This window comes from Psychromonas marina (genome assembly GCF_030161115.1).
Lineage (GTDB): Bacteria > Pseudomonadota > Gammaproteobacteria > Enterobacterales > Psychromonadaceae > Psychromonas > Psychromonas marina.
This window is the reverse complement of record NZ_BSPQ01000002.1, coordinates 679,469-691,958: the sequence shown is the minus strand read 5'-3', so window position 1 is coordinate 691,958 and position 12,490 is coordinate 679,469. Positions and strand designations below refer to the sequence as shown.

Sequence of the window (12,490 nt, the reverse complement as noted above, 5' to 3'; positions counted from 1 at the left end):
TGTTTTCAGAGGTTTTACCTGTTTTATCATTGACGATAAAGCGTTGAATTATCTTAAAACTCGTTTGTTGCCGCCTCTCTTGACCGATGCTTATTAATTAACCCCAAGAACGAAATTGTGCGGTATCAATATGTAAGAAATCACTTTTAGGGTAATAACCAACACCACCGGCTTTTAAAGAAAGCGCAGCCTTTCTAACATCAACGAGTGGTACTCCCTCAAGACGGAAATCTATTGCTTTTCCTAGCATATGCTGACTTTTTTTAGCAACCCCAGAAGATTTACCATTCAACATTTGGTTAGTTATCGGTGATCGGTAGCCAGAAATGATTTGAACTTGTCCCTTAGATCCAATGATTTTCTGGATAGCCGTTATCTGATCAAAGAGGTGCTTATCCATCTCTATCATTTCGTTTTGACGGAAATCACGACAAATATGGTTTAACTTCATTAATTCACTTGATTGATAATTTTTACCATCAAAATATTGCGACTGTAAAATTTCACCTGTGTGTAAGTTATTTAAGTTTAACTCTCTCGGTTTATCTTTAATTAAAGCTGCAAATGAAAGAGAAGGTAAGCATGATGCTCCCAGTGCTACTAAGCCTGAAGTAATAAGCTTCCGGCGTTGAAAATTAATGTTTTCCATATTATCCGCTGTATAAAAATCAATCTAAAAAAGAGGAAAATACGGGTTTTTAATCTCAGAGTCAAACAACTTAACTAGTCGTTAAAGGCACAATAGCAGGATATTATTGCTTAGTTATTGTACAGAAAGACATTTTTAAATTAAATAAATTTACGCTTCTTTAATTTTTGATGTTTATTTTTCTTCTAGCGTGGTCATAATGATAAATATCACTCCGAAACTGAGTGATGCCCTGCTGGTTTACCCACACAGTTTGGTAAATGGTTTTTACGCTAATTAATTGCTTTAAAGCCACACTATTTGTTTCTTCTTTCTGACTATGAAAACGAAAGTCTGTTTGAGTGAAACCAGATTGCTTCATCAATATCTGGGCAAATTGTTCAGAGTCTTCTACACGTATACAACCAGAACTGTGTGCTCGATACTGTTTATTAAATAAATGTTTTGCTGACGTATCGTGTAAATAAATCGCATTTCTATTGGGGGTGTTAAATTTATATGCGCCTAAGGTACTTGATTTACCTGAACGTTGGCGTAATTTATAAGGGAAGTTTTCTACATTCATCGTATTCCAGTCTATTTGCTCTGGATCGATTATGTCCTGACTATGCCAACTATCAACAATCTCAAAGTTATTTTTACTCAAGTATTCAGGGGAAGTTAATACCTTCGGCAAAATATCTTTACGCATAATACTATCGGGTACTTTCCAGTTGGGATTAAAAATAATGGAATCAAGTTTACTCGTAAATAAAGGCGTTCTTCTTGTTAGACGCCCAACAATTATTTTACTTTCAAATATTTTTTGATCATCTTCCCAATATTGCATTTCAAAACTAGGGATATTAACAATTATTTTGTTCGAATCGACTGTGTCCCATAACTGCACTCTTAACAGGTTTAATGCCATTATTCTTAGGCGCTCTGTATAACTAAAGTTGAGCCAATGACGTGTATTTTTACCAATAATGCCATCTTCGACTAATCCATGACGGGCTTGAAATTGCTTAACAACTTGTTCAAGTTTCGGGCTGTATAGGGTGGGCTCTTCGGATATAAATTGCTGCTTTTGCTGTAAGGAGATATCGCCCGAAAGATGTAATCGTTGAATAAGAATCTCTTTTTGCTTAAGCGTTAACTTCTTTTTCACAAGCGGGCTTAAAGTAGCACCTTCACTACTTTCATATTCCAAGTTCTGAAACGCGATATAACTTTGATAAAGCGCATCATAGCCCTCTGATGTTGGTAACAGTGCTTGTAAATATTGCAGTTTAGCTTGCTCTGAATTGGCCGTAAAAAAGTTTTCAATTGTGCTCTCTGTTGGTGCTTTTAAATTATCTTCTACACGTGATCCAAATAACCAAGCAAAGCCCTTTTTATCTAGCTGTTCAAGATAGGATAGATAAAAGATCAATGTATCTGATGCCAAATACTCGTAGTCTTGCCAGTTTTGTAAAACTGCGGCTTCTTTTAATTGATGGTAGCGATTAAATATATGATCGTTAATGCGGGCGGTAGCCATAATTGATAATTGATTTTGAAATTCTTCGCGTAATAGAGGATCAGACCAATAAGTTAGATTTTCATTTTCAGGATAAAGAGACGCAATGATGCTAGGGTATTGAACACTAAGCTTGCCACCAAGTGTCAACGAATGAGCAGGCCATATACTAAGCATTAGAAAGCAAACTAATAATTGTGTTTTTTGCAGTTGCGCTAGTTTCATCCATTATTCCCCAATTCGTAAACACGTTAAGAAGTATACGACTAAATTGAGATTATTGAGATTATGGAAGTTGTGAAGGCTAAAAATGTAGCTGATAACCTGTTGTGGGTGAGTTATTTTGGCTATTAAATTAGAATATATTTGTTATGACCCTACCTCGCTATGTGTACCATGAATGCGATTAACGCACTTCATAAATTCAAGTTGATATTGATGATTTAAGGAGATAAAAATTTCACACCTCCATTCTCAATTAACCTATTATCAAAATCAAAAAATGTTGCATTTTCCCATGCAGATCCTTTGTTTTGTTTAAACCCAGACGCAGAGCAATTATTACTTACCCACGCAGGTTCCCAATAAACGATTCCTAAAGCGCGTTGTTTTTGAGCCTCTTTTTTTAAGTGGAGCAACCAAAAAGCTTGATTTTCTGGTGTGGCTGGACGATACCCTTTGGGCATAGTCGCAAGTATATTATGTAAATTATCATTCCATTGCTCTGTCCAAGGTAAAGCCGTTTCAACGATCATCACGTCTTTAGCGTATGATTTTTTAAGGCGTTTTATCATGTCTCCGAACTGCTCAATATTTAAGGCTGACCATTGGGCATAATAAGATAACCCGATGATATCAAAATCAATTAGCCCTGCATTTTTAGCATCGAAAAACCAATTCATTGCACTCGACGCTTTTGCTAAGTGAATAATAATTTGAGGTTGACCATTTTCAGGTTTACGTGCAGCTTTGATGGCAGCATTTAGCAGCATTGCATTTCGCTGCCAATCAATTGGGTAGCCGCTGTCATCCCATGGTAGTAGAATTTCACGATCAATTTCATTGCCAATTTGGACATAATCGGGGCTTAAGTTTTCAAGTACTAATTCGGCGAGTACTTGGTCAGTATAGTCATACAGTTTCTTTGCTAGTTGCTCAGTATCATCGAGTAAACTCCGCCATGATTTGGGGATAATTTGCGCACCAGGATCAGCCCATGTATCTGAATAATGAAAGTCTAATAGGACTTTCATATTATACGTTTTAGCTTGTTGAATACTTTTTTTGGCGTCACTTAAGCTTGAATAGTGATTTAATTCCCCCTCGGGTCCCTTCCAATATGGATCTACCCAGACTCTAATTCTAGCTAAATTCCCACCTTGCTCCGACATAATTTGATATACATTTTTGGGTTCTTCTTTGTCATAGAATACTACGCCACAATCTACCATCTGATTGACAGATGACAGGTCAACCCCACGAATAAAATCATCATCAGAAAAGACCAAGGGCTGGTAGAAGGCAAAGCAGCAAAAACAAAAAAGTCTTAGACTATCAATAAAATAATGCATTGTGAGGATCACCTAGCTAGATAATGAAATGACAGCCAAAATAAAAATGAGAGATTTAAGTATATGTAACCATCGGTAATAAATAACGTTTAATTATTAACCAGCTCTCAGTAGCAGAGTCCGGAATATCTATCTACTAGTAATGACAAATGGCGTTAACGCGTTATGTAGAAAAGGGATAGGTCTTTCATTTTAAATTTCCAAAAATTGTCAATGATTTTTTCGCTGCTATGCCCCTTAGCAGCGGCTTCGAACATCAATGTACTTTCACCACCATTTCGCTTTTAAAAATCAAAAATAGTGTACCTTCAATTATGCATTTTTCGGGAATTAATCCGCACAACCTGAAATGGAGATGACTGGTCGTTGATTTTTAAGCGCTTGCTTATAGGTCAGCTTACAAAGCGTATCATCTGCTTTTATTTCAGTAGCCGACATATCTTCTGTTTGACTCAAAAATGTAAAAATAACCGGTGATGACCCCGTTAACTCCCAATCGACGCCTTCGGTGAAATCGAGAACTAATCTTAAGTTTGTCTGTGTATCGGAGGGATAGCCCCAATGAGTCTTTATTCCAGATGATAGCTGTGCATCTTCCAAATCATCGAGCCCTTCAACTTTGGCTTTTGCGTTAACGAGCGTGCTCGCAGACTCCAGAGCTCCCTTTAACCCCTTCATTGTGGATTCCTGTGCATCACTTTGTATACTGATAAATTTAGGCACAGCTACCGCTGACAAAATACCTAGGATAACGATAACAATGATCAGTTCTATTAGGGTGAAACCAGATTGTTTTTTCATATAAACTTAAGCTCCGAAAGCATAACAAAGAAGGACATCACCGCTAGATTTTTTGTGATAACAACAGAAGTCGGTACAGTACCATTCGAATATAATAAAGCGTCTTAGTCTAGCCAATCCCTCTGGCTCGGTTGAACACATCTTGGATACTTTGTGAGCTCAACAAAGCCTGAAAGCCACTGTATCAATACAACCTCGAATATAGCAATTCAAAGCAAATTATAATTAATAGCAGACTATAAGAATAAACCCTTTTCGTCAATGAAAAGTATAAAAAACAACAAGATCAATCACCTTCCGCTTAAGGCTGTAATAGTTGCATTGTCTAAACTATAAGACATATCAATATTCTTTTGACCATCCACCAAATTCAGATTTTTTGATTGTGCTGTAATGCGCAACGCCCCACTTACCTTTATTGGCATGTATGGCACCCCTGCTTTAATTGCTTTCTGCACTTTAATTAAAATTAGCTGATTTGCTGACGGTACAGGTTTGTGTGAGCAAGCGCCTATCGTCGGTACTAATAAAAATTCCTTTACAAATTCACCATCGAACTCAAGCGCTAACATGTACCCCTCGATTTCGATGTTTTTATTCATTAGTGAACTATTAGTTGCCATTGCGGCTTGTTTTCGTTTATTCATGACGATTAAACGCTGCTCAAACATATATGTAATGTCTACTTTCTCTCTTACTAACGTTGCTTTTGCCTTTTCAGCTTCTTTTTTCATTGCCTCGGTGACAACCTTTGGATAATCTTTTTGTAATTTTGAAATACGTGCATAAATCGATAGGTTATAAACTTGATCTTCGGTTAAATCTTTAAAAGGATCTTGGTATGGTGCAACTTTACCTTGTAAGTCTACCCACCCAATTTTAATTGCCTCTGTTGCTTGTACCACCGAGAAAAAGCTAAGCAAAAAAGGTATCAGTAACAATTTTTTCATGTGCATTCCTAAAACTTGATGTTCATACCAGTCAGATAACGAGTATTTGTAAATTAATATCCAGAAGATCAATGTAAGAGTTAATACACAGCTCTGGATAGTAAATTAAAGGGGAGATTCAATAGGCGTTAATGTGTTGATATCTAAATGAAAATATAATAATTGGCGATTGGCAACTTTATGGTAAGAAATAATAATGTAAACGATAGCCAAGCCCCTAATAAGCGACTGTTTAGCACAGTAACTAGCCTGCTAATTTTTAGCCAGAGAGCAGGTTTAAATGCTCTCTGGCTAAGTACCTACATTAATAATTTTACTTAATTGTCTAAAGGAATTTAGCGCTCTATTGAGCAACAATCACTTGTTTCATTAACTCAAATACGTCGGTATTATTAACATAATCACCGTTTGAACCAATGTTATTATAATTCGCTACATAACCAGGATCATTACCTCTTACAGCAATACTAAGTGTATCTGCCCCATTACCTTTAGCGTATAACCTCACTAATTCACGAGTATGGTTACCGCTGTAATATTTCACAATTGGCATTACGCCTTTACCTGGGTTTTCCACATGCGCATAGGCAACTTGATCCGATGTTTCACCTAATACATAAGCATTACCGTGATCAGTGGTCACGATTAATAACGTTTCGTCCCAGCTGCTGTTTTCTTCTACCCAAGCGATCACAGCAGAAATTGAAGCATTAAATTCAACCAACTCTTCAATGATACGCGCAGTGTGATTACCATGAGCAGCCCAATCAACCGCGCCCCCTTCTACCATTAAGAAAAAACCATTTTCATTTTGAGATAGGTAATTAATTGCACCTTTGGTCATAACCTCGAGTGTTGGTGGTCTTGGTAAAAAGTCACATGCAAATGCAACATTTCCATCTTGCCCGTTAGAGCATCCACGCGCTTGTTGTGTACTCGAATCACTTTGTACCAAACCAAGTAATGGACCATCTAACATTTCAGCTGTTGCTTCGTTATTTGCTAATTTTTCAAAGTCAGATTTTTTTTCTATAAAACTCCAAGGCTTATCAGAGCCATCAGCGACAAGCTTATTGCTAACAAGTTCTTCCCAACTATCCTGACCAATATATTTATAGTTATATTTAGATATCGTTTTTCTATTACCTTGGCCATCATAAGCGGGATGCCCAGTCCCCATAATCAAATCTGTTCTGCCATTAAGAAACATATCTCGACTAATTTCAGAATAATTATGACGACTTAAGTTATTAGCAGCGAATGCACCCGGTGTTGCGTGACTGATTGGCACAGAAGTGACAATGCCTGTTGAGAGCCCATTTCTTTTAGCAATTGTAGTAATCGCTTCCAGAGGCTCTCCGCAATAATCGACGCCCATTGCACTGCCGTAAGTTTTATGACCCGTTGCATAGGCTGTAGCCGCTGCTGCAGAGTCTGTATATTCTTTATTGAGATAGTCATAACCCGCAAACTCGAAGTTACTTTCAATCGGAGTGTCATCCCACACTTTGACCGCCTCATAAAGCACTTTTTGCTCTTCTTCTGTACAAGTTAACGCTGGCTCATAGGTTGCATTGATCGGAGCCGTATTCACCGCCATACGTGTATCGAATTCGGTGTATGGGTAAGTATTGTTATTTAACTTACCATCCGTCCAGTAACTAGCGAGATCCCATGCACCGTCACTGGTGCCATCTGCAATCATCAAAATCACATTTTTTGTTTTAGCATTTTCCGGTATTTCCGGAGTAACAGGAACCTCAGGGTCAACAGGAACCTCAGGGTCAACAGGAACCTCAGGCGCCTCTGGAATATCTGGAGACGCAGATAGGTCTGCTGTCGATTCACTGTTACAACCGGCTAGCGATAAAGCCACTGAAATAAAGATGACACTAAAATTATTTGTTCTGTTTATTACTTCCATTTTCATTTTTCTCCGTGATTATTAACTATGAAATTAGGCTAATTAATCAGACTAATTCTACCAACTTGAATCGTTTCAGTTGTTGGCACTTCATTTTTCCATTTAAATTGTAATCCGGCAGATATGACGTTAGTTTCATCAAAACTACTCGATACGTAGCCAAAGTTAAAGTCAGCCTTTATGTCTTCAATCGTAATTGTTGACCAACCATCAGCATCAACATTTAAGCTAAAGTCCGCACCTGACAGATATTGGATGTAGGCTGGTTTATAACCATCTGATTCAAGAAAAGGCTGGATAATGACATTGCCACTATTGACGTAATCACTAGGAATTTTGGCTTTTATTTCTAGAGTGACTCCTGCAGAAATATCGACATTAGCAGCAAATGGAAGCGCTACTTGATAGCTACCTTCGGCATCAAATGACGTCCAATCGATAGTGAAGTCATAGCTTTCGTCAGTAGGATTATGTGAGATAAACGCTAGCGCTAGGTCTTTTTCATACATGCCAGAGTCAACGATAAAATCATCGTTAAACGCATACTCAGTCTCAGAGACTTCATTTTCATCTGCATTAGGATCAATGATAGAAACTTCTGTGAGTTGAATTATTCCTGTTACTGGTGGCGTATCGCCTGAAAATTTGAACTGTAGACCGAGCTTAGTCACGGCATCAAAATCGAAATTACCTATATACCCAAAATCAAAATCAGGTCCTAGGTTTTCAATAGTAATTGTTGACCAACCATCATCATCAAGGGTTGATGTGAAGTCCTGACCTTGCACATATCGAATAAAAGCAGGGCCACTTGCGGAATCAAGGAAAGGCTGAATGATGACATTGCCATCGGTTAAATTAGTTTCTGGTATTTTAACCTTAAAGACTAAACTTACACCTCGATTAATATCTAATGGTTTATCGAAAGTACGTGTCACATTGTATTCACTGCTAGCATCGAATAAAGACCAGTTAATCTGAAAGTCTACCGTTTGCTCTACAGGATTATATGCGAGGTAACGTTCACCATCTTTTTCAGCAAAATGTCCTTCATCAGAGAAATCATCTGCATACCCTTCGAAAGGCCCTAAAGGTTCTGCCGGTGCTTCTGGTTCATTTAACATTGCATCAGCAAAGCCAAGAATCGCTGGTTTTTGATTTAAATCACCATCAAACATTAATGGCCAATCTGGGTGATTATTTTCGTTAGTTGAAAGCCAGCTATCTTGATCAGATACCCCCCAAACACTAATACCACCACGTTGCTTCTTCGGAACCACTGCTAAGTAAGCTTCTATAATTTCTGCATAGCGATTTTTTTGAGCTGTAGCAATTACTTCGGTTAATGCCGTCGCTTCACCACTTAAATTCATACGAACATCAAGTTCGGAGAGCTTAACTTTTAAGCCTGTATCTACCGCTTTTTGAAATGCCGCGCTGATATTTTCAATGGTTGGGTAAGTGTCGGTAACATGCATTTGAAAGGCAATACCATCAATCGGCGTTTCAGCGGCTTTCATGTCCTCAACTAAAGTAATAACAGCATCTATTTTTGCATCATTAAATGCAAGGTTGTAATCATTGTAATAAAGCTCTGCACTTGTATCTGCTGCACGTGCTGTAATAAAGGCTTTACTAATATAGTCTTTACCAATTTTTTCAACCCAAGCAATACCGTCATTAGTATCTGCTGAGCCTCTATATGAACCATCTTGTAGAAAAGCTTCATTGACCACATCCCAACTATCAACCTCTCCTGCAAAGTGCTGTACAACTTTCGTAATGTGATTATTCATCGTGTTTGTACAATCGAGCACATCATTACAACCTTGCATCCATGCGGGCGACTGGTTATGCCAAACAAGCGTGTGGCCGTGGATACTTATGCCGTTTGTTTGTGCGAAATTTACTAGTTCATTAGATTTTTCGAAATCAAAAGAGTCTTCACTAGGCTGAAGCACTTCAGGCTTCATGATGTTTTCGGCCGTCACTTGAGTGAAGTGCTGTATTACAATATTAGAGATACTTTCATTCCTAATGTTCCATTCAGATACTGCAACACCAATTGGAAAGCCCTCCGCAAATGCAGATAAACTATAAACAGTAGGTACCTCAAACTCTGGTTTTTCAAGTGGTGGAAGGTTTGGTGTTTCTGGTGTTTCGGGGACTTCTGGCGTTTCTGGTAATTCTGGCATTTCAGGTTCTTCTGCTATGTCCGTCGAACCAGAACCACATCCCGTTAATACCATCACAGTACCGAGTAGCACTAATGTTTTCCCTATATAACTCATTGTATTTCCCTTTATATTTATCATTAATGTTTAGTGTTATTGCTTAACGCCAAGGATGATAATGAGTTTTTGTTTCAGATTTGTTTCAATTCCATTGTCAAATATTATCGATTCATTGTGCAATTTTTCGTACTGTATTCTGAATAGGAGAATGGAATCTGGTATGGATGCATTACATTTAATTGGATAGCTGATGGTTTTGGTTTCGAAGTAGTTATTGCAGTGGGTTAGATTTAAGATATAAAGGCGATATTTCGCTCGGAGTAATTAATCTTTGCACGTTTAATTTTTGTTCTCCTTAGAGTATTTTGATCAAAAGGCGGAACATGGTCTAGGGCTGTTGATTTTACGAGGTTTTTGTGGGTATTTGTTGTGAAAATATCGAAAGATAACCGCCCGACGGCTAAAATTTTATGATGGTTTGGTTATGTGTTGCTTGTAGAGATCATCGAGGATGTTTAAAACAGTTCAAAGTCGCTCTCTTCATTACAAAATTACTGCCGAGTATTACCGCACGACATAACATGATAAAGCACGTCTATAAACGCTAAGCATAAAGGAAGACTGATGGTTATTTTTCACTAGATTCATTTATACGAGCCTAATAGGAAAATAAAAGTGAGTAAAATAAAACACTAGCCCTACCTTAGTGTTTTATCCCAGCAGTTTCCTCTACGACTTGTGCTCTGCTAAATATTGAAGCACAGCAAAATTCGCAGTCAGTTAACTATTTTAGTACTTAACTATATGACGCTTTGTTGTGCCGGTTGCTTGATAATACGCAGCTCTAATACGCGTAATAACTGTCCGTAAGCAGGAAGGAATAAACAGATGCTGATCATTAATTTGAAACCGTAATCCACTAACGCTATTTCTGGCCAATGGGTTGCCATAAAGGTATCTGTTGATGCGTAAAAAGCAATCGAGAAAAACACTAAGGTATCAACAAAATTTCCAATTACTGTTGATGCTGCAGGTGCTACCCACCACTGCTTAGTTTCACGCAGTTTTGCAAACACTTTAATATCCATTAATTGGCCAACCAAATAAGCGGCAAAACTGGCAAAGGCAATGCGGAAAACAAAACTATTTAGTTCCGCTAACGCTGACAAGCTCTGTAACGAACCTTGTTGAAATAAAACGCCCATTACATAAGAGATGAGTAAGGCAGGTAACATCGCTTTGAAGATAATGCTGCGTGCGGCTTGCTGACCAAATATACGAACGGTTAAATCTGTGGCGAGATAAACAAATGGAAAGCTAAAAGCACCCCAAGTGGTATGTAAGCCCAAAATGGTAAAGGGCAACTGCACCAAATAGTTACTGGCACTGATGATCAAGATGTGAAACGCAACGAGTACAAAAAGCACACGGCGAGTTTGCTCGTGAGAGAGTGATAACATAATAAACCTTTTTATGTGAAATTAACGCGGGGTGAGGGAACCCGCTATATTTTTGTTAAAAGAAATTAAGCTTATGCTTAAAAGTGACGCGTATTATAAAGGCACTTTATAATGCTGCAACAAAAAACGGTCAGTAAAGTTAAAAACATACTCAAAAAACGAAGTTAAGTGTGGTTTTAGGCCTTATCGTAGCTGGGGTATTTGAGTCACTACATCAAAGTTTATGTGCACTTTTGAAGTATAAAGCGTCAGATTTCATGACAAAGTAGGCATTAGTCTTGTGTACGACTTAGGAGAAATAGAGTATTGCTTCTAAGGTACTTTCATTCAAAAACATCCAAAACCCAATACGTTAGTGACCAATTTTACTCTTCCAGCACAGTTATTAATGATCTTATTTAGCAAACACAACGGTTTTATTACCGTGTAAGAAAATACGATGTTCTATATGGCAACGTACTGCACGAGACAATGTCAAACATTCAATATCACGCCCTTTGGCGGCAAGGTCTTGTGGGTAATAACTGTGGTCAACCGTCTCAACACATTGACTAATGATTGGTCCTTCATCAAGATCATCACTGACATAATGAGCAGTCGCCCCGACTAACTTAATACCCCGATCGTAGGCTTGAAAATAGGGTCTAGCACCTTTAAAACCGGGTAATAATGAGTGGTGAATGTTAATCGCTTTACCCGACAGTTTTTTAGACATTTCGCTAGAAAGCACTTGCATATAACGCGCTAATATCACTAAATCAGCACCACAATCTTGAATGATTTGATAAACCTTAGCTTCTTGCTCTGGCTTAGTTTCTTTTGTAATAGGTAGGTGGTAATAAGGAATACCATGCCATTTTGCTAACTCTTCTAAATCTGGGTGATTGGATATTATCGCCGGAATTTCAATATTAAGATCACCGGTACGATAGCGATATAATAAGTCATTTAAGCAATGATCGTGTTTTGACACCATGATCACGACTTTAGATTTATAGGGGCTTGATGCTAATTGCCACTGCATCTCAAACTCACTAGCTCGTTGTTCAAATTGTTCGCAGAAACTTTCTCGGTTGAATTCTGTTTCTGTATCCGCTCTGAACTCTACGCGTATAAAAAAATGGTTTTCATCCGTATCAACAAAGGAGTGAATTTCATTAATATAAAACCCTTGTTTAAATAAGAACCGGGTAACTACATCAACCGTTCCGGGTCGGCTAGGACAATCTGCGGTAATAATATGGGTTTGTGTGACAGCTTTGATATCGGACATTTTCATTCCTCTATGCTTAATTTATAAAACGGTTCACCTAATTCAAAATACGTTATCAATTCAATAATGTTGAATTCAAAACAACAGACAAACCGAAGTTTGTCTGTTGTTTATTACTATTGCCCAC

Annotated in this window: 9 protein-coding genes; all 9 read right to left on the bottom strand. The window is 37.9% G+C overall.

The features are described 5' to 3' along the window. Positions 1–97 precede the first annotated feature (97 nt). Positions 98–649, bottom strand: coding sequence for a peptidoglycan L,D-endopeptidase MepK (mepK, locus tag QQK09_RS07270; protein ID WP_284203451.1), 552 nt, complete (start codon positions 647–649; stop codon positions 98–100). 160 nt (positions 650–809) lie between these two features. After that, positions 810–2,375, bottom strand: coding sequence for a L,D-transpeptidase family protein (locus QQK09_RS07265; RefSeq protein ID WP_284203450.1), 1,566 nt, complete (start codon positions 2,373–2,375; stop codon positions 810–812). 218 nt (positions 2,376–2,593) lie between these two features. Next, entirely contained in the window at positions 2,594–3,721 is a 1,128-nt protein-coding gene (locus QQK09_RS07260) for a glycoside hydrolase family 53 protein (protein WP_284203449.1), read from the bottom strand. A gap of 330 nt (positions 3,722–4,051) precedes the next feature. Next, complete coding sequence (locus QQK09_RS07255; protein ID WP_284203448.1) at positions 4,052–4,522, bottom strand: prepilin-type N-terminal cleavage/methylation domain-containing protein; 471 nt, start codon at positions 4,520–4,522, stop codon at positions 4,052–4,054. A 290-nt stretch (positions 4,523–4,812) separates the two neighbouring features. Then, positions 4,813–5,472, bottom strand: a complete 660-nt coding sequence (locus tag QQK09_RS07250) for a DUF3299 domain-containing protein (RefSeq protein ID WP_284203447.1) — start codon at positions 5,470–5,472, stop codon at positions 4,813–4,815. A gap of 343 nt (positions 5,473–5,815) precedes the next feature. Next, a complete protein-coding gene (locus QQK09_RS07245; protein ID WP_284203446.1) occupies positions 5,816–7,402 on the bottom strand; it encodes an alkaline phosphatase in 1,587 nt (528 codons plus the stop codon). A gap of 32 nt (positions 7,403–7,434) precedes the next feature. Then, complete coding sequence (locus QQK09_RS07240; RefSeq protein WP_284203445.1) at positions 7,435–9,687, bottom strand: endo-1,4-beta-xylanase; 2,253 nt, start codon at positions 9,685–9,687, stop codon at positions 7,435–7,437. A gap of 743 nt (positions 9,688–10,430) precedes the next feature. Beyond that, the gene (locus QQK09_RS07235; RefSeq protein ID WP_284203444.1) at positions 10,431–11,090 is read right to left on the bottom strand and encodes a 7-cyano-7-deazaguanine/7-aminomethyl-7-deazaguanine transporter; all 660 of its coding nucleotides are present in this window, start codon (positions 11,088–11,090) and stop codon (positions 10,431–10,433) included. 394 nt (positions 11,091–11,484) lie between these two features. Then, positions 11,485–12,363, bottom strand: a complete 879-nt coding sequence (purU, locus tag QQK09_RS07230; RefSeq protein ID WP_284203443.1) for a formyltetrahydrofolate deformylase — start codon at positions 12,361–12,363, stop codon at positions 11,485–11,487. Between the last annotated feature and the right edge of the window lie 127 nt (positions 12,364–12,490).